This is a genomic window from Nannocystis exedens (assembly GCF_002343915.1).
In the GTDB taxonomy this organism is placed as follows: Bacteria; Myxococcota_A; Polyangia; order Nannocystales; family Nannocystaceae; genus Nannocystis; species Nannocystis exedens.
Genome location: NZ_NETK01000001.1, coordinates 237,876 through 255,364, shown reverse-complemented (window position 1 = coordinate 255,364; position 17,489 = coordinate 237,876). Strand labels below are relative to the sequence as shown.

Sequence of the window (17,489 nt, the reverse complement as noted above, 5' to 3'; positions counted from 1 at the left end):
GAGGATCAGCGGGCGGCGTGGTGGAGGCGGTCGCGGATGTCGGCGGCGATCTCGTAGGAGCGCAGGCGGGCGACCGGGTCGAAGATCTGCGAGGTGATGATGAGCTCATCGGCGCCCGTGCGCGCCAAAAACCCCTGCAGGCCGGCGTGGACGGTGTCCGGCGCGCCGATGAACGAGCACGACAGGACCTCGTCGAGGATCGCGCGCTCGTGCGGGGCGAGGCGGGCGTCGTAGCCCTCGATCGGCGGCGGCAACAGGCCCGGCCGGCCGGTCCGCAGCGACACGAACATCTGCTGCAGCGAGCTCAACAAGAGCCGCGCCTCGGCGTCGGTGTCGGCGGCGATGACGTTGGCGGCGACCATGAGGTGCGGTCGCTCGAGCCGCTCGCTCGGGCGGAAGTGGTGGCGGTAGACGTCGATCGCCCGCATCAGCGCGGCCGGGGCGAAGTGCGAGGCGAACGCGTACGGCAGGCCGAGCATGCCGGCGAGCTGGGCCCCGTAGAGGCTCGACCCGAGCAGCCACACCTCGATGTCGGCGCCGGCCCCCGGGACGGCCTGGACGGCCTGACCGGGCGCGGCCGGGCGGAAGTAGCCGAGCAGCTCGGCGACGTCGTCGGGGAAGTTGTCGACGTCGCCGGCGAGGTTGCGCCGCAAGGCGCGGGCCGTCCGCATGTCGGTGCCCGGGGCGCGGCCGAGGCCGAGGTCGATGCGGCCGGGGAACAGGGCGTCGAGGGTGCCGAACTGCTCGGCGATGACGAGCGGGGCGTGGTTGGGCAGCATGATGCCGCCGGCGCCGACGCGGATCTTGCTGGTGCCGCCGGCGACGTGGGCGATGACCACCGCGGTCGCGGCGCTGGCGATGCCGGGCATGTTGTGGTGCTCGGCCAGCCAGAAGCGGTGAAAGCCGAGCTTCTCGGCGTGCCGGGCGAGTTCGAGCGTGCTGCGCAGGGCGGCGCCGGCGTCGGTGCCCTGGGCGATCGGTGCGAGGTCGAGGACGGAGAACGGGACCACGCGCTCACCTTACGCGATGCGCCGGCCGCAGGCCCGAATCGCACCGGTCGCCGCGAAAGCGGAAGAGTTTGTCGTGGGCGTGCGCCCGAGGGTGATGCATCATCGTCGCCGATGACGCACGCACGAACGACCGCTTTGCCGACGAGATGGCCGATCGTACAGGCGCCGATGGCCGGCGGACCCGACACGCCCGAGCTCGCGGCCGCGGTGTCGAACGCCGGCGGGCTCGGCTCGCTCGGCTGCGCCTACATGACGCCGGCGGAGATCGAGGCCGCGGCGGCGAAGCTGCGGTCGCTGACGTCGCAGCCGTTCGCGCTCAACCTGTTCGTCCGCGCCGACGCGCCCGACGATCCGGCCGCGGCGGCGCGCGTGTCGCCGCTCCTGGCCGAGTTCCGCCGCGAGCTCGGGCTGCCCACGACGCCGCCGCCGGGCCGCGCGGCGCCGGAGTTCGCGGCGCAGCTCGAGGCGGTGCTGCGGATCCGGCCGGCGGTGTTCAGCTTCACGTTCGGGGCGCCGACGCGGGCCCAGATCGAGGCCCTGCACGCGCGGTCGATCGCGGTGATCGGGACGGCGACGACGGTCGAGGAGGCGGTGGTGCTGGCCTCGCTCGGGGTCGACGCCGTGTGCGCGCAAGGAGCCGAGGCCGGGGGTCATCGCGGGACCTTCCTCGGCTCGTTCGAGGACGGGCTGGTCGGCACGATCGCGCTGGTGCCCCAGATCGCGGGCCGCGTGCAGGTGCCGGTGATCGCGGCCGGCGGGATCATGGACGGTCGCGCGATCCGGGCGATGCTCGACCTCGGCGCGGCGGCGGTGCAGCTCGGCACCGCGTTCATGAATTGCCCCGAGGCCGGGACCCCCGAGGCCCACCGCGCCGCGCTGGCGACGGCGTGGCGCACGACGGTGACGCGGGCGTTCAGCGGCCGACCGGCGCGTGGCGTCCGCAACCGCTTCAGCGAGGCGTTCGCGGCCGTCGAGGCGGCCCCGTTCCCGCAGCAGCAGGGGTTGACGCGAGACATCCGCGCGGCCGCGGCGGCGCAGGGACGGGCGGACCTCATGCAGCTGTGGGCCGGGCAGGGCGCGCCCCTCTGTCGCGCGCTGCCGGCGGGCGAGCTGGTGGCGTCGCTGGTGCGCGAGGCGGGGCTGGCGGCGTGAGCGGGCGAATCATCGCACCCGCGGGGATTCGCGGCGCGCAAATGGTGGGACCCGCAATCATGCGTGTGGTGCGAATCGACGGGGCATTCGCTCACGGCGACCGCGAGGCGTCAGGACCGTCGCGCGAGCGATGCTGTGAATCGACGTTCATTCGCGGCGCGCTGTCCCACGCGCGCGCGGCGGCGGGTGCGGCGCTTCGGCACACGCGCCCACGCGGCCCCGGAGGCGGCGCTGGAACGCGTTCCGACGCGGGACGTCGCGCGATTGGGGAGGTCTCGCGGCGACGTCGTCACCGCGGATCATCGATGCATGGCGGCGGGGCCGCCCCCCCGCCGCCGCATCGGGGGACATCCTTGCGGTCGCATCCCGACTTCCGTCAGTCAATTGAAGAGGCCGACGAACGGCGTGGAGCCAGCGAGCTGGACAGTGGGGCGCGGTTCGCGGTACACGGTAGCGTCCTGCGCGCGCTCTCGGTGCTTCGAGACGTCCGGTCGCGCGGTGATGTCCATCAGGCGGAGGACTCATGCGAGCCAGCAAGTCGGGCGGAGAGTACAACGGCGCCGCGCTCTATTCCTTCTTGCTCGGCTTGGGCCATTCCCAGGCGCTCGTGCAGAAGGTGCTGCGCGACGCCGGCGTCGATCGCATCGATCCGACGCGCTGGTACGACATCAACTGGGCGATGGACATCTACTTCGCCATCTACGAGAAGATCGGCCGCGGGGCGATGATCGCGGTCGGCAAGAAGATGATCGAGGCGGCCCCGTTCCCGCCCGGCCTCGACGACGTGAAGAGCCTGCTGATGGGCCTCGACGCGGCGTATCGCATGAACGCCCGCGCCGCCGACATGGGCTGCATCACCTGCGAATTCGACGACGACAACAGCGCGACCCTGGTGTGGACCTCGCTCGGGCCGTGCCCGCTCAACATCGGCATCATCGAGGGCTGCTGCTCGCGCGTCGGCGCGCCGGCGCTGGTCGAGCACGGCGCGGGCGGCTGCATGGACGAGGGCGCCCTGTCCTGCACGTATCTGGTCAGCTTCTGATGCGGACGGCGGTTCGACGATGCATACGCCATTCGAGTGGATCGAGCGCGAGCGGGCGGGCCTGACCGCGGCGCTGGCGGAGGGCCTGGGTCGCCGCGCCGGGAGCGTGTTCCGCAGCGCCGGCAGGGCCGCTTGCGAGGCCGTGGCCGACGGCGTGATCGCGGCGCTCGCCGCCGATCTGGCGAGCGGCAAGGACACGGCCGGGCGCGAGGCGATGTCGGCGCTGGTCCGGCGATTCTCGGGGTCGCTCGGCTACGCCGACCTGCGCCACCTGACGACGACGCTGCGCGCCCTGGTGCTGGCCGCGGCGACCGAGGCCGCGCCGGCGGAGCGCCAGCGCGTCGAGGACTGGCTGTTCCAGCTGGTCCTGGTCGGGGCGATGCGGTTCGTGGCCCAGCGCGAGCAGACGTTCCAGGAGCAGGCGGCGCAGCTCGAGGTGCGTCAGCTCGAGTCGCAGCTCGAGGAGCTCAGGGCGGCCTTCGAGGAGAAGACGCGCCTGCTCGACGTCATCCGCCAGGCGTCGACCCCGGTCGCGCCGGTGTACGAAGGCATCGTGGTGGTGCCGCTGGTCGGGCTGTTCGACGCCCAGCGCGCGCAGCTGCTGACCGAGCGGCTGCTCCACGCGATCGGCGAGTCGCGCGCGAGCGTGGTGATCGTCGACATCTCGGGGGTGCCGCTGTTCGACAGCGAGGCGGCGCAGCTCGTCATCCGCACCAGTCAGGCGGTGCGGCTGCTCGGGGCGCAGCTGCTGCTGGTCGGGCTGTCGCCGGGGGTGGCGCAGACGATCGTCGGCCTCGGCGTCGAGCTGTCGAGCCTCAAGACCCTGAGCTCGCTGCAGGACGGGATCGCCCACGCCCTGGCGCTGCGCAAGCTGCGGATCGCGCCGATGGCGAGCCGCTGAGCGCGGTGCCACCATTCGCCGCGCGCCCTGCTGATTCGGCGATCAGGTCGATCCGCCGGCGAGGGCGCGGTCGCAGGCGGCGACGCGCTCGCGCAGGAGGTCGCGCTCGCGGGCGTTGCGGGTCAGCGAGGCGGCGCGCTCGAGCTCGACGCGGGCCTCGGCGAAGCGCCCGAGCTTGAACAAAAAGTCGCCGCGCACGCCGGGGAGCAGGTGGTAGCGGGCGAGGGCGGGCTCGTTCGTGAGGCGGTCGACGATCGCCAGGCCGGCCGCCGGACCCTCGGCCATGGCGACGGCGACGGCGCGGTTGAGCTCGATGACCGGCGAGGGCGAGAGCTGGTAGAGAGCGGCGTAGAGCGCCGCGATCGTGGTCCAGTCGGTGGCCTCGGGGGTGAGCGCGCGGGCGTGGCAGGCGGCGATCGCGGCCTGCAGGGCGTAGGGGCCGCGCGCGCCGCCGAGGGCGTCGACGCGCTCGAGCGCGGCCAGGCCGCGGCGGATGAGGAGCCGGTCCCACAGCGCACGGTTCTGCTCGTTGAGCAGGACCGGCTGGCCGCCGGGGCCGACGCGCGCGCGCGACCGCGAGGCCTGGAACTCCATCAGCGCGACCAGGCCGTGGACCTCGGGCTCGTTCGGCATCAGCTGGGCGAGGATCCGGCCGAGGCGCAGGGCCTCGTCGCACAGGGCCGGCCGCATCCAGTCGTCGCCGGAGGTGGCCGAGTAGCCCTCGTTGAAGATCAGATAGATGACCTCGAGCACCGAGGCCAGGCGGTCGGCCAGCTCGGGGCCGCGCGGGACCTCGAAGGGCACGTTCTCCTCGGCGAGGGTCCGCTTGGCCCGCACGATCCGCTGGGCGATCGTCGGCTCGGGCACGAGGTAGGCGCGCGCGATCTCCTGCGTCGTGAGGCCGCCGAGCAGGCGCAGCGTCAGCGCGACGCGGGCCTCGCTCGACAGCGCCGGGTGACACGAGGTGAACACGAGGCGCAGGAGGTCGTCGCCGACGTCGTCGTCGAGCGCCGCGTCGAGCACGGCCGCGGGCGAGTCCTGGCGGGCGTCGATGGCGTGGCCGAGCTCGATGTGCTTGCGGTCGTGCCGCTCGACCCGCCGCAGGTGGTCGATGGCGCGGTGCTTGGCGGTGGTCATGAGCCACGCGCCCGGGTTCTTCGGCACCCCCGAGGTCGGCCACTGCTCGAGCGCGGCGACCAGGGCGTCCTGGGCCAGCTCCTCGGCGATGCCGATGTCGCGGACGAACCGCGTGAGCCCGGCGATCAGCCTGGCCGACTCGAGCCGCCAGACGGCGTGAATGGCGCGATGGGTGTCGGGGGTCACGCGACAGGGACTAGACCAACTCTGCGGGCCGGCGCAAGGGCGGGGCCGCCGGTCGGTCACTTCGCGGCCGGCATTCGACTGCAACTTTGCAAGTTACACCGCGCGGCGAATGATAGGAGTCGGGGCGGGCCCCGCGAGATACCATGGCGCCGCCGCGCGACGGCTACGCGGAGGGCGGGAGGTCGTCGACGACCCATTGGGCCAGGCGGTTCTCGACGCGGAAGTAGAGGTCGCGGCGGTCGAGCGGGGCTTCGAGCACGTGGCGCTTGAAGTAGACGTAGAACAGGTTGCCGGGGACGCCGACCAGGGCGCGGTGACGGAGCGCCGGCGGGGCGTCGCCCGCGAGGTCGTAGAACGTGCGCAGATCGATGCCCGGCTCGAGGGCGGCGCTGCGGAACACGCTGGCGCGGACGGCCGGGCGCCGCGGGGCGGCGGCGAGGCGGGCGAGGCGGGCGCGCAGGTCGGCGAGGCCGGCATCGTCGCCGGGGAAGGCGAGGATCAGCTCGTCGTGCGAGATCATGGCGATCGCGCGATCCTCGAGGCCGTCGCGGCGGAGGTCGTCGGCCAGGGCGGCGGTCAGGCCGAGCTGCACGCGCTGGACCTTCTTCGGCTCGAGGTAGCCGAACAGCGCCTGGCGGAAGGCCTTGGACTCGGCGAGCACGGGGTCGACCCCGCGGGCGGCGCAGAACTCGACCCACGGGCCCGAGCCGAGCGCGCCCTCGTCGTCGTGCAGCGCGAGGACGCTGAAGTTGGCCTCGCGCAGGTCGAGCGAGACGAACCATGCACCTGTCTGTTCGGACAGGCGGTTACGGGTCGCCGGGGCCGGGCCGACCGCGGCGGCGCACAGGCGGCGAAACGCGGCGGTGGCGGCGAGCTCGTCGCGCAGGGCGAGGAGCTGCTGCTGGCGGTAGTCGGCGACGCTCAGGCCCTGCGCGGCCAGGCGCGCCTCGAAGGCGGCGAAGCGCCCGGCGAGCGCCGGCAGATCGGCGTACCGGGGCGAGCGCGCGAGGGTCTCGAGGTAGTACGCGGCGTGCTCGGGCGTGGGGATGTGGAGGCGGTACAGCCGACGAAATTCTTCGAGGTCGCGGACCACGGCGGCGAGGGTAGCACGCGGCCGGCGGCGTCAGAACGAGCGGAAGAACGCCATGGTCGCGGCGGCGAAGGGAGCGCCGGGATCGGGTGGCCGTGCCGGGCGCCGTGGAGGCCAAGAGCGGGTGGTGGCCCAGCGGCCCTGGTACTCGGCGCACGCGTCGGGGGTGTCGCCGAGGTCGCGCGATTCATAGCAGCGCGGGATGACGGGCACGGAGGACGCGGACGATCGGTTGACTGCGAGCGAGACGGCCTACGCCGCGGGGCGGCTGTCACTCCCGTCGCAAGCGAGGGCCGTGAACCACTCGCGACGAGCGGCGCGGCGCAGTCGCGGAGCACCGGCCTGCGCGATCGCGCGGCGTCAGGTCACGCGCTGGCCTCGCGGGCGGCGTGGTAGGATCCGCGCCGCGATGACGAACGACCTGCGGCGGCTCTCCTGGCTCGTGCTCGTGTGTGGCCTCGGTTGCGGGCAGACGGGCGGGGACGTTACGCTGACCGAGATCACGACCAGCGGCGAGGCGACGACGACCACGACCCCCACCACGGGCACGACGGTCGCGCCGACCAGCAGCAGCACGACCGCGGAGCCGACCACCGGCGAGCCCGACCCGTGCGCTGCCTCGCCGCAGGCGCTGGCGGATTGCATCGACCCGGCGGCGTACGCCGAGGACCTGCAGTTCATCGCCGACGTGCGCACGCCCGGGACGCCGCACTGGCAGGCGGTGCAGGACCTGTGCGCCGATCGGCTGAGCGAGCTCGGGTACGAGGTCGTGCTGATGGACTACGGCAGCGGGGTGAACGTGGTCGGGCGACGGCTCGGCAAGACGAGCCCGGAGCAGATCGTGCTGGTCGCGGCCCACTACGATCACATCTCCGATTGCCGCGGGGCCGACGACAACGCCAGCGGGGTGGCGGCGACCCTCGAGATCGCGCGGCTCCTGGCGCGGGCGGAGTTCGACCGCACGGTCCACGTCGCCTGCTGGGACGAGGAGGAGGACGGGCTCATCGGCTCCGAGGCGTACGTGGCGGCGGCCAAGGCGGCCGGCGACGACATCGTCGTCGACTTCAACTTCGACATGATCGCCTTCACCTCCGACGCGGAGGACAGCCAGACGGTGCCGACCGGGTTCGAGCTGGTGTTCTCCGAGGCCTACGCCGAGCTCGAGGCCAACCAGTTCCGCGGCGACTTCATCGCCATCGTCAGCAGCGCCAAGGCGAACGCGCACGCGACCGCCTACGCGGCGGCGGCCGACCGCATCGGCCTGCGCCGGGCGCTGATCGAGCTGCCCGGGGGCCAGGAGACGTCGGAGCTGTTCGCCGACCTGCGGCGCTCGGATCACGCGCCGTTCTGGGACGCGGGCTATCCCGCGGTGTTCCTGACGGACACCAGCGAATTCCGCTACGCCAACTATCATTGCATGGCTGGCCCCGACGAGGTCGCCAACCTGAACCTCGAGTTCGCGGCCCTCGTCACGCGCGCGACGGTCGAGGCCAGCGCGGTGGCCCTCGGGATGTGACCCGGCCGAGCCGCGCGGGGGCATCGAGCGCGCGATCCCGCGGTGACTCGCCGCATTGCGCCGGAATACGCATGAGACCGGCGCGCGTATGTGCGGGAACTCCGGCCAATGGCGGGGCAGCGCCGCAACGCCGGCGCAGCGCCGCCACGGCGAGGGCGCACGCCCATGCTCGTGATCGGGGAATCGCCCTGTCGCCCGCCGGGCCGGGCGGTGGACGCAATCGGGATTGCGTCGCCCGGCGCGCGCGGGCGGGCAGGGCGGCCCCGCGCAAAGGCGACGATTCGGCCGGCGGTCGGCCCAAAGCACGGGTGCTTGCATTCGCGCGCCCGCCTGCTCGCGAAATTCTCGGGGGCCGCCATTGCCAATTTGGGGCGCTTGGCGGATACGGGTCGCCCACATGATTAAAGCCATCTCCACATACGCCCTGCCGCGCCTCTCGGCCGGCGTCCTGTTTACATTGAGCGGTTCGCTGCTGTCGACGGGTTGTCCCGCGGACTCCGGCGATACGGCCGCGACCGGGACCGAGACCGAGACCGACAGCGAGACCGGCACCGACACGGCCGGCCCGACCACCGCGGACGTCGACCCGACCGAGACCGGCGGCGAGACGACGACCACCACCTCGACGACCGTCGAGCCCGAGACCACCCTCATGCCGACGAGCACGACGACGTCCGAGACGACGACGACGACGAACGGCGAGACGACGACCGAGACCGGCGGCGAGACGACGACCGACACGACCGCCGGCGAGACGACGACCACCACCGGCGTGGTCGAGGAGACCACCACCTCCACGGGGACCGAGACGACCGGCGACACCGAGACGACCGGCGACACCGAGACGACCGGCGACACCGAGACGACCGGCGGGCCGATCAAGCCCGAGGACTGCGAAGAGCTGCCGATCCTCGGCGTCGAGCTGCTCAGCCAGCAGGAGCACCAGCTCGAGAGCGCCGCGCCGGTGCCGCTGGTCCGCACGCCGTCGACGCAGACGAGCATCACCGCCGACCCGGCGCTGTTCGACCTGCTGCGGATCATGTTCGACGGCGACATCGCCGTCGGCGTCCACCCGCTGGACCCGGACCCGAACCACGCGATCCCGAACTTCGTCAACCAGTACGTGACCGTCAGCAGCGCGACGGTCACGTACCAGGAGGACCTCGAGGCGGACGTGTACAAGAGGACGTTCGTCGCCGTGGCCGGCCAGCTCGAGGTGTTCGACCTGCTGTCGCCGCACCAGACCCACGGCCGCGTGCGCCACGTCGAGCTGCGCGAGATGGTGAAGAACGGCGACGTCCTCGAGCCGGCGGTCGACGGGACCTGCTACTGGATCGAGGAGGCCGAGTACGACGTGCGGCGGCCGAACGGCTGCGCGCCGTTCACGGCCGACGCCTGCCCCGAAGACCAGTTCTGCATGCCGGTCAACGCGATCGGCACCGACGGCGTGTGCGTCACCGGCGGCGCGAAGCAGGAGGGCGAGGGCTGCACGCTGGCCGACCCGAACGGCTGGGACTCGGACTGCGCGCTCGGGCTGCGCTGCGTCGACTTCGGCGACGGGCACGAGTGCGGCAAGGTCTGCGACGTGCTGTCCGACGCGCCCGGCTGCGCCGCGGGCACGCACTGCGGCGGCGGCTACAACCTGTGCCTGCCGCACGAGCTGCTGCAGCAGAGCGGCGTCGACCCGGCGCCGGTCGGTGAGCCGTGCGTCGACACGCCGACCGCGCTCTACTGCGGCGGCGAGGGCCGGCCGGGCCACTGCTACGACGACGACGGCGCGGGGCCGCTGGCGTCGACGTGCCTGCCGTGGGTGTCGGCGCCGTCGCACTGCGAAGCGCCGCAGACGAGCGGCTACGTCGCCTACAAGGGCGGCATCGACCGCTCGACGCTGTGGTGCTTCACGCCCTGAGCGTGAGGCGCGGGTGAGCGGCCGGCGGCGCGCGTCGCCGGCAGCCGCCTCGATCGCGCGCCCGGGTCGATGCATTCGGGCGCCGGTTCGGCCGGCGGATCTCCTCGCCCGGCCGCGGGCGGCCGGGGGCACCGGTCGGCGGGCGGCGGCCGCGGGGGCACGGCGAACAGGGGCGGTCGCGGGCGAACGCGGGCGGAGCGACGTGTCTGAAGGGACAGGTGGATTCGGCGCTCCGCCGCGCCTGCCCGTCCCGCCGGCGGGCATCATGACGGCATGGCCAAGCCGAAGGCTCCCGAGGGCGACCTGACCACGTACGCCTGCGAGGCGTTCACCCACGCGGGTGTGACGCACCCGGTGTACCGCAAGGGCGCGGGGCCGGCGGTCCTCGTGATCACCGAGATGCCGGGCATCTCGCCGCAGGTGCTCGGCTTCGCCGATCGGCTGGTGGCGATCGGGCTGTCGGTGGCGCTGCCGCAATTGTTCGGGACCCCGGGCTTCGACGCCGCCGCGGCGAGGCCGCTGGCGCGGCTGCGCGGCGCGGTCAAGGTGCTGACGGAGGTGTGCGTCCGCCGCGAGTTCACGATGCTGGCGGTCGGGCGCAGCTCGCCGGTGGTCGACTGGCTGCGGGCGCTGGCGGTCCACGAGCACGCGCGCTGCGGCGGGCCGGGCGTCGGCGCGGTCGGGATGTGCTTCACGGGGGGCTTCGCCCTGGCGATGGCGACCGAGCCGCGGGTGCTGGTGCCGGTGCTGTCGCAGCCGTCGCTGCCGCTGGGGCTGACGGCGCGACAGCGGCGCAGCATCGACTGCGGGCCGGACGAGCTGGCCACGGTCGCGGGCCGGTGCGCGCGCGAGGGGCTGCAGGTGCTCGGCCTGCGCTTCCACGGCGACCCGCTGGTGCCGCCGGAGCGGTTCGCGTTCCTGCGCGAGCGCCTGGGCGACGGCTTCGTCGCGGTCGAGCTCGACCAGCGCGACGGCCACCCGGAGGAGCTGCTGCGGAAGCACCACTCGGTGCTGACCGGCGGCCTGGTCGACGCGCCGGGCGAGCCGACGCACGCGGCGCTGCAGCAGGTGCTGGGGCTGCTGCGGCGCAAGCTGCTGCCGCCGGCGGCCGCGTGACAGGGTGGCCCGAAGGGCATGTCCGAGAGGGCAGGCTCCGCCGGTCATGCCTTGAAGGACATGCTCGGACGGGCATGCCCAGAAGGGCAGATCAGCGCAGGTCGGCGACCTGCAGCGGCCAGCCGCGGCCGACGGCCACCATCGACCCGGTGGCGGCCAGCGCGGACGGTTCGGCGAGCGGGGTCGGCTCGCGGCCTCGGTGACGCCGTGCCCGCGGAGGCGCTGTGGGTCGCCCGGACCGCGCCGACGGGGGAGGTGGTCGCGGACGGCGAGGGCGGCACGTTCGTGATCGGCGAGTGACCGGGCGGATCGGCCTGCGCCTCGTTCGGCAGCATTCACGACATCGGAGGCGGCAGCGATCCGTCGCCCCGGGCGGGTTCGCCCGGCAGGGCCCCGGGGGACGGCCGCCCCTGGTCGCGCGGCGAGGGGCGAAGTTGTGGTTCCCCTGCGCGTCGAGGTGCGCGCGGCGGTCGGTCGCGCTATCTTCGCCCGCATGAAGTACTTAACTTGTTTGATCCTCTGCCTGGCCCTGCCGGCGTGTAGCGACAAGGGCAGCGGCACCGAGAGCGAGACCTCGGAGACCTCGGAGACCTCGGAGACCTCCGGCACCACCGAGCCGGAGAGCTCGACGAGCACCGGCGACGAGACGACGACGACGACGAGCGCGACGGAGCCGACCTCCACCGGCGAGCCCGACGACTCCACCGGGACCGACAGCAGCGGCAGCACGACGGCCCCGATCGACGAGGACTGCGCGTTCGTGATCGGCAAGGTGTTCGCGTCGAAGAAGCAGTTCCCGTGCGGACCGCCGCCCGACCCCGACGTGCCGGTCGAGAGCTGCCCCGACCGCGTGCGCTTCATGTCGGCCGACGAGTTCATGTACGAGAGCGGCGACTACGGGATCGGCGGCGAGTACACCTGCGAGGGCGGGGCGATCGCGGCCGAAGCCGAGGGCGAGACGTTCCAGGGCACGATCGACGCGGCCAAGGGCGAGCTGGTGTGGGACGGGGAGATCTTCGAGGTCGAGTGAGGGGCTGAGCTGTCTCTCGGGACATGGACGGCGGGCGCCACCCGTTCTACGATCGCGGGCCGTCATGCGCCGCCTCGCCGTCCTCGCCGCCTTCGCGCTCGCCGTCACATGTCTCTGGGGACAGCCCGGGGTCGCGGCGGCCGGACCGCCGCCGGGCCCGGGCAAGGCCTACCTGCTCCGCCCGGCGCGCGTGTTCGAGGGCGCGAGCGACACGCCGCGCGAGGGCTGGGTGGTGCTGGTCCGCGGCGACCGGATCGCGGCGGTCGGGCCGGCGGCGCAGGTCGGCGCGCCGGCCGACGCCGAGGTCGTGGAGCTGCCGAACACGACGCTGCTGCCCGGGCTGATCGAGGGGCACTCGCACCTGCTGTTGCACCCGTACAACGAGACGTCGTGGAACGACCAGGTGCTGCGCGAGCCGCTGACGGTGCGCGTGGCCCGGGCGACGAATCACGCCCGCGAGACGCTGCTGGCCGGGTTCACGACGGTGCGCGACCTCGGCACGGAGGGCGCGGCCGAGGCCGACGTCGGCCTCAAGCAGGCGATCCAGCAGGGCATCATCCCGGGGCCGCGGGTGCTGACGACGACGCGGGCGATCGTCGCCACCGGGACGTACGCGCCGAAGGGCTTCGCGCCGGCGTGGCACGTGCCGCAGGGCGCGGAGGAGGCCGACGGCGAGGACCTGGCCCGGGTGGTGCGCGGCCAGATCGCCCGCGGGGCCGACTGGATCAAGGTGTACGGCGATTACTTTTGGGGCCCGAAGGGCGAGCCGCTGCCGACGTTCTCGCAGGCGGAGATCGAGCGGATCGTGGCGACCGCGCGCGACGGCAAGCGGCCGGTGGTGATCCACGCGAGCACGCCCGAGGGCATGCGGCGGGCGGTGCTGGCCGGGGCGGAGACGATCGAGCACGGCGATCACGGGACAGCCGAAGTTTTTAAATTGATGGCGAAGCGCGGGGTGTATCTCTGCCCGACGCTGGCGGCCACCGACGCGGTCCAGCAGTACGCCGGGTGGAAGAAGGGGGTGGCCCCGGAGCCGCAGGCGATCCGCGACAAGCGGGCCAGCTTCCGCGCGGCCCTGAAGGCAGGGGTGCCGATCTGCAACGGCAGCGACGTCGGGGTGTTCAGCCACGGCGACAACGTCCGCGAGCTCGAGCTGATGGTCGACTACGGGATGAAGCCGGTCCAGGCGCTGCGCGCGGCCACGTCGGTCAACGCGAAGATGCTGCACATGGCCGACAGCATCGGCCAGGTCAAGGTCGGGCTGCTCGCCGACCTGGTGGCCGTCGAGGGCGACCCGACCCGCTCGATCGGCGCGCTGCGACAGGTCCGCTTCGTCATGAAGGGCGGGACGATCCACCGCCGGTGAGGGCGGGGCTCGCTGCGGACTGTTTCAAAGGTCATGTCCTCGGAGACATGCTGCGGGTGGCGATCGGCTCGCGCGCGAGCCGTGCTCGGGGGTGGTGTTTGTCCTCGAGGACATGTCCTTGGCGGCAAATCCCTGCCGGCGGTCACGGGGCGAAGACGGCGATGAAGCCGTCGCGGCCGCCCTGGCTGGTTTTGGCGCCGGCGCCGAGGTCGATCGCGCTGTAAAAGTCGCCGACGGCGGCGACGGGGCCGGCGGCGGAGGCGGCGACGTGGCCGGCGTGCTGCTCCTGCGGGCCGCCGAGGCGCTTGCCCCACACGGGCAGGCCCGTGGGGCTGAACTTGGCGACGAACACGTCGCGGCTTTCGATCGCCGTCATGGGGCCGCTGCCGAGGTCGCAGGTGCCATGGAAGATGCCGGCGGCGACGAGGTTGTCGAGGCCGTCGACGGCCACCTGCTCGGCGAGCGAGCCGCCCTCGCACAGTTCGCGGCTCCACAGGTGGGCGCCGCTGCCGTCGAACTGGGCCAGCCAGCTGACGACGTTGACGCCCTCGATCGGGCCGCCGCCGAAGTCGAGGACGCCGCTGGTCGCGCCGGTGAGGGTCACGCGACCCTTGCTGTCGACCGCCAGGCCGCCGACGCCCTGGCTGCCGGCGTCGCCCCAGCGCTTGCCCCACAGGGCGAGGCCGTCCGGGTCGAGCTTGAGGAGGAAGATGTCCTCGATGCCGGCGCTGGTCAGCGGGCCCGTGCCGGGGTCGAAGCTGCCGCGCAGGCCGCCGGTGACGTAGATGTCGCCGGCGGGGTCGGGCGCGATGCCGAGGCCGACCTGCCAGTCGGGGCCGCCGAAGCCGCGGCTCCACACGTGCTCGCCGGCGCCGGTGAACCGGGCGACGAACAGGTCGTAGCCGCCGGCGGAGACGAGCGGGGCGCCGCCCAGGTCGAGCGATGGGGTGAAGACGCCGGTGAGCAGGATGTCGCCGCCGGGATCGAGCGCGAGGTCGATGGTCGCGGCGTCCTCGCCGGAAGGGAACGACTCGCTCCACACGTGCCCGCCGTCGCCGTCGAGGCGGGCGAGGAAGAGGGCGGTCTGCGGGGTGGGGTTGCTCAGCGGGCCGCCGCCGAAGTCGAGGTCGCCGTGGAAGACGCCGCTGAGCACGATGTCGCCGTCGTCGGCGATCGCCAGGCCGAACTCCGGGCCGCCCTGGAATTCGCCGTCGCCGAAGCGCTCGCTCCACAGCAGAGCGCCGTCGGGCGCGAACTTGGCGAGGAAGATGTCGTAGCCGGCGTGGACGAGCAGGCCGCCGCCGAAGTCGATGTCGCCGTTGCCGAAGGCCGCGACCACGACGTTGCCGGCGCCGTCGAAGGCGACCCGCTCGCCATGGTCGTCGCCGGTCTTGCCGAAGGTGAGCCCCCAGGCGTACTCGCCGTCGCCCTGGCACGGGTCGAGGCCGTCGCAGCTCTCGTCGCCGGGCTGGTCGCAGGTGTCCGGCGCCGGCACGACCTCGCCGACGCACGGGCCCCAGAGCTCGTCCCGGCCGCACTCCTGCTGCCCGGCCACGCACTCGCCGACGTCGAGGGTGCCGTCCGGCCCGCCGTAACAGCTCTGGATGTCCCCGGGGACACATTCGCCGACGACGCCGGTGTCGGTGGTGGACGTGGCGTCGGTGGTCGAGGTGGTGGTAGTCGAGGAGGAGGTGGTCGTGGAGGAGGTGGTGGTCGTGGTGTCGAGCGTGGTGGGATCGACGGTGGTGGGCTCGACCGTGGGATCGCCGGGGGTGGGATCGACCGCGGTGGTATGTTCGCCCGTCGTCGAGGTGGTGGGAGCGGGGCCGGTCTCGGTGCCCGGGCCGGTGGTCGTGGGCGCGGTCTCGGTGGCGACCATCGTGGTCGTCGAGCCGCGGGTGGTCGATGGATCGGTGTCGGTCGACGCCATCGGCTCGCCAGGACAGCCGGCGAGCACGACAGGGGAGAGGAGCAGCAGGGGAGTCCAGTTCATGGCAAGCGTATACCCCGCCCCAATCGACGATGTTGCTAGGGTAAAGGTGCGAGGCGATCGATTCGTCGCCTGCCCGTACGCGCCCCGCAGTCCAATCTAGACTGGCAGCCGATGGCTCGCCCTCGCGCGCAGGCTCGTGATCGCAGTCGCCCTCGCGCTCGCGGCGGCGGTGTACTTCCTTCATCCGTACGCGGTGGTGGCTTACCTGGCGCGATCGATCGCGGCGGCCACCACGGCGAGCGGCGAGACGGAGGCGCTGTGCCGGGCCGATCGCTGGGTGCGTCCCGGCCGGGCGCCGACGTATCCGGTGGGCACGCGCGACCGCGCGGCGCTACGGCCGTGGCAGGACGGCTCGTACGAGCGCGTGGCCGCGGTCACGCTGACCTGGACGACCGGGCAATCGGTGACCCGCGAGCTGCCGACGCGCGACGGACTGTCGTGCGTGCGCCGGAGCGCCGCCGGCGAATGATGGCAGATGGCCTTCGGGACAGGTCAACCGCCGATCGAGCTCTTGCGCGGGCCGGTCTTGCGCCTGGGGGTCGTTGGTGGCGAACCCCTTTGAGGCGCGGGTGCTCCTCGGAGGGGTTCGCGTCACGCGGGCGGTTCGCGGAGCGAACGCTCGGCGCGAGCCTCGTCGCGCAGGGGGGCGGTCATTCGGCGGCGCCGCGCTCCTCTTCCTCTTCTTCCTCCACTTCCTCCTCTCCCTCCTCCACGGTCATGGATTGCGCGGCCTCGTCGCGGGCCCGCTCGTATTCCTCGGTGATCTGGGCGGCCTCGCGGTCGGAGAGCGCGGCGCGAGCCAGGGGGAACAGCTCGCCCTCCTCCTCGTCGACGTGGTGGCCGACCATGTCGGCGAGCACGTGGACCTTCGCGGTCCACTCGTCGTCGCGCGGGGACATGCCGGCCAGCTCCTCGAGCAGGACGTCGACCTGACGGTGCTCCTCGAGGCTGACGCGGGTCTTCTCCGAGGCGTTCTTCGCGGCGAGCAGCCGCGGGTAGACCGCGGTCTCCTCGCCGCGCGAGTGCGGCACGAGCTTGAGGCGGACCTCGGCGAACAGCTTCTGCGCGCCGTTGCCCTTGGCTTCCTTGAGCTGATGCAGGAGCTCGTCGACCTCCTCGTGTTCGCGCTTCAGGATGTCGTAGATCTGGGGCTTGGATTTGGTCATGGTGGTGTTCCTCGTGGTGAATCGGTTTCAGGGGATCGACATGCGTCGGGTCCCGACCGCCGGGGGCTCGGGGGGATTGCCGGTGAGGTTGCTGAGATCGCCGTGCAGGCGGGCGCGCTCGGCCGCGAAGCAGGCGCCGAGGCCGGTGGCCTCGCGGTCGCTGAGCGCGACCCTCGCCGTGGAGAACAACCCGCGCTCCTCGTCGCGCAGGTGCCGGACCAGCTCCTCGCACAGCGAGGCGATCGTCGGCCGCCAGTGACGATCGTCGGTCAGGACGCGCTCGGCCTCGAGGAGGTGCTCTTCGAGCCGCTTGTGCTCCTCGAGGCCCTGGAGGGCCCGCTGCTGGGTGGTCTTGACGTGGATCAGGTAGCTGTAAAGGACGCCGGCGGCGGCGCGAGCATAGGCGACGTACTGGCGGCGCAGCTGGTTGAATGGTTGCACCCGGTCGGCGCCGGGCTCGACGCCGCGGAGACGGACGATCGAGCGCTGGAGCCGCTCGTGCTCCTCGCGCAGGTGCTGGAAGATCGAGGCCATGATGACGCTCCTCCGGCCTCCGCGGGCTCGGCGATACCGATGCGGCGGGGCTCCTGCCGAGGGTGCGCGGATTTGTTGCATGGGCAAGAGGCGGCAGCCGACCGACGACGCGGTCGGCCGTGGCGGCGGTCGATCGCTCGACGGGGCGATACGGCGGCAGAAGGAGGCGGAAGAGTCCGCCGCAGCGCTCGCGCGGACGAAGGTCACCGCGCCGGCGGCCCGGCTTCGCGCGCAGGACGCGGCCTCGGACGATCCACGGGTCGACGTAAACTGCTGCCGCGTCGGCTGCAGCTCGCAGGGATGGCAGCGAGGCGAGCGCTCGCTGCCGCGATCGCGAACGG

16 protein-coding genes are annotated in these 17,489 nt (G+C 73.0%); 9 read left to right on the top strand and 7 right to left on the bottom strand.

Translation table 11 applies throughout. From position 1 onward, the window contains the following. Window positions 1-5: 5 nt before the first annotated feature. Window positions 6-1,010 (bottom strand): LLM class flavin-dependent oxidoreductase, encoded by a 1,005-nt coding sequence (locus NAEX_RS00945; protein ID WP_096325645.1) that lies wholly within the window; start codon window positions 1,008-1,010, stop codon window positions 6-8. A 111-nt stretch (window positions 1,011-1,121) separates the two neighbouring features. Between NAEX_RS00945 and NAEX_RS00940 the strand changes: the two genes are divergently transcribed. The 3 genes from NAEX_RS00940 to NAEX_RS00930 all read left to right on the top strand — a co-directional run bounded on the left by NAEX_RS00940 (window position 1,122) and on the right by NAEX_RS00930 (window position 4,105). After that, a complete protein-coding gene (locus NAEX_RS00940; protein WP_096325644.1) occupies window positions 1,122-2,162 on the top strand; it encodes an NAD(P)H-dependent flavin oxidoreductase in 1,041 nt (346 codons plus the stop codon). 523 nt (window positions 2,163-2,685) lie between these two features. After that, a complete protein-coding gene (locus NAEX_RS00935; protein WP_096325643.1) occupies window positions 2,686-3,204 on the top strand; it encodes a hypothetical protein in 519 nt (172 codons plus the stop codon). 19 nt (window positions 3,205-3,223) lie between these two features. Next, the gene (locus tag NAEX_RS00930; RefSeq protein ID WP_096325642.1) at window positions 3,224-4,105 is read left to right on the top strand and encodes an STAS domain-containing protein; all 882 of its coding nucleotides are present in this window, start codon (window positions 3,224-3,226) and stop codon (window positions 4,103-4,105) included. A gap of 42 nt (window positions 4,106-4,147) precedes the next feature. Here the strand turns inward: NAEX_RS00930 and NAEX_RS00925 are convergent, their stop codons facing one another. From NAEX_RS00925 to NAEX_RS47100, 3 genes are all read right to left on the bottom strand, one after another. Continuing rightward, window positions 4,148-5,428 carry an RNA polymerase sigma factor gene (locus NAEX_RS00925; protein ID WP_096325641.1) on the bottom strand — a complete coding sequence of 427 codons (1,281 nt, stop codon included), beginning with the start codon at window positions 5,426-5,428 and terminating at the stop codon, window positions 4,148-4,150. Window positions 5,429-5,591: 163 nt separating this feature from the next. Then, window positions 5,592-6,521, bottom strand: a complete 930-nt coding sequence (locus tag NAEX_RS00920) for a hypothetical protein (protein ID WP_096325640.1) — start codon at window positions 6,519-6,521, stop codon at window positions 5,592-5,594. A gap of 30 nt (window positions 6,522-6,551) precedes the next feature. Further along, window positions 6,552-6,731, bottom strand: coding sequence for a hypothetical protein (locus NAEX_RS47100; protein ID WP_143141482.1), 180 nt, complete (start codon window positions 6,729-6,731; stop codon window positions 6,552-6,554). A 196-nt stretch (window positions 6,732-6,927) separates the two neighbouring features. On the opposite strand from NAEX_RS47100, the gene NAEX_RS00915 reads away from it, so the two are divergent. The 5 genes from NAEX_RS00915 to NAEX_RS00895 all read left to right on the top strand — a co-directional run bounded on the left by NAEX_RS00915 (window position 6,928) and on the right by NAEX_RS00895 (window position 13,455). After that, window positions 6,928-8,034, top strand: coding sequence for a M20/M25/M40 family metallo-hydrolase (locus NAEX_RS00915; protein ID WP_100793549.1), 1,107 nt, complete (start codon window positions 6,928-6,930; stop codon window positions 8,032-8,034). A gap of 397 nt (window positions 8,035-8,431) precedes the next feature. Then, window positions 8,432-9,943, top strand: a complete 1,512-nt coding sequence (locus tag NAEX_RS00910; protein ID WP_143825492.1) for a hypothetical protein — start codon at window positions 8,432-8,434, stop codon at window positions 9,941-9,943. Between the two features lie 273 nt (window positions 9,944-10,216). Then, window positions 10,217-11,059 carry a dienelactone hydrolase family protein gene (locus NAEX_RS00905; protein WP_096325637.1) on the top strand — a complete coding sequence of 281 codons (843 nt, stop codon included), beginning with the start codon at window positions 10,217-10,219 and terminating at the stop codon, window positions 11,057-11,059. 493 nt (window positions 11,060-11,552) lie between these two features. Further along, a complete protein-coding gene (locus NAEX_RS00900) occupies window positions 11,553-12,089 on the top strand; it encodes a hypothetical protein (protein WP_143141568.1) in 537 nt (178 codons plus the stop codon). 64 nt (window positions 12,090-12,153) lie between these two features. Further along, window positions 12,154-13,455: an amidohydrolase family protein gene (locus tag NAEX_RS00895; RefSeq protein ID WP_096325635.1), complete on the top strand. Its 1,302-nt coding sequence runs from the start codon at window positions 12,154-12,156 to the stop codon at window positions 13,453-13,455. 142 nt (window positions 13,456-13,597) lie between these two features. On the opposite strand, the gene NAEX_RS49370 is transcribed toward NAEX_RS00895, so the two are convergent. Continuing rightward, window positions 13,598-15,448 carry an NHL repeat-containing protein gene (locus NAEX_RS49370; RefSeq protein WP_170135349.1) on the bottom strand — a complete coding sequence of 617 codons (1,851 nt, stop codon included), beginning with the start codon at window positions 15,446-15,448 and terminating at the stop codon, window positions 13,598-13,600. A 136-nt stretch (window positions 15,449-15,584) separates the two neighbouring features. On the opposite strand from NAEX_RS49370, the gene NAEX_RS00885 reads away from it, so the two are divergent. Next, a complete protein-coding gene (locus NAEX_RS00885) occupies window positions 15,585-15,917 on the top strand; it encodes a hypothetical protein (RefSeq protein WP_096325634.1) in 333 nt (110 codons plus the stop codon). A 181-nt stretch (window positions 15,918-16,098) separates the two neighbouring features. On the opposite strand, the gene NAEX_RS00880 is transcribed toward NAEX_RS00885, so the two are convergent. Together NAEX_RS00880 and NAEX_RS00875 are read right to left on the bottom strand one after the other, a co-directional pair. Then, a complete protein-coding gene (locus NAEX_RS00880) occupies window positions 16,099-16,614 on the bottom strand; it encodes a hemerythrin domain-containing protein (protein ID WP_096325633.1) in 516 nt (171 codons plus the stop codon). Window positions 16,615-16,641: 27 nt separating this feature from the next. Beyond that, window positions 16,642-17,148: a hemerythrin domain-containing protein gene (locus NAEX_RS00875; protein ID WP_096325632.1), complete on the bottom strand. Its 507-nt coding sequence runs from the start codon at window positions 17,146-17,148 to the stop codon at window positions 16,642-16,644. Window positions 17,149-17,489: the final 341 nt, after the last annotated feature.

Coding starts and splice junctions, on each gene's coding strand:
- NAEX_RS00940 (WP_096325644.1), top strand. CDS start 1,122: ATGACGCACGCACGAACGACCGCTTTGCCGACGAGATGGCCGATCGTA.
- NAEX_RS00935 (WP_096325643.1), top strand. CDS start 2,686: ATGCGAGCCAGCAAGTCGGGCGGAGAGTACAACGGCGCCGCGCTCTAT.
- NAEX_RS00930 (WP_096325642.1), top strand. CDS start 3,224: ATGCATACGCCATTCGAGTGGATCGAGCGCGAGCGGGCGGGCCTGACC.
- NAEX_RS00915 (WP_100793549.1), top strand. CDS start 6,928: ATGACGAACGACCTGCGGCGGCTCTCCTGGCTCGTGCTCGTGTGTGGC.
- NAEX_RS00910 (WP_143825492.1), top strand. CDS start 8,432: ATGATTAAAGCCATCTCCACATACGCCCTGCCGCGCCTCTCGGCCGGC.
- NAEX_RS00905 (WP_096325637.1), top strand. CDS start 10,217: ATGGCCAAGCCGAAGGCTCCCGAGGGCGACCTGACCACGTACGCCTGC.
- NAEX_RS00900 (WP_143141568.1), top strand. CDS start 11,553: ATGAAGTACTTAACTTGTTTGATCCTCTGCCTGGCCCTGCCGGCGTGT.
- NAEX_RS00895 (WP_096325635.1), top strand. CDS start 12,154: ATGCGCCGCCTCGCCGTCCTCGCCGCCTTCGCGCTCGCCGTCACATGT.
- NAEX_RS49370 (WP_170135349.1), bottom strand. CDS start 15,448: ATGAACTGGACTCCCCTGCTGCTCCTCTCCCCTGTCGTGCTCGCCGGC.
- NAEX_RS00880 (WP_096325633.1), bottom strand. CDS start 16,614: ATGACCAAATCCAAGCCCCAGATCTACGACATCCTGAAGCGCGAACAC.
- NAEX_RS00875 (WP_096325632.1), bottom strand. CDS start 17,148: ATGGCCTCGATCTTCCAGCACCTGCGCGAGGAGCACGAGCGGCTCCAG.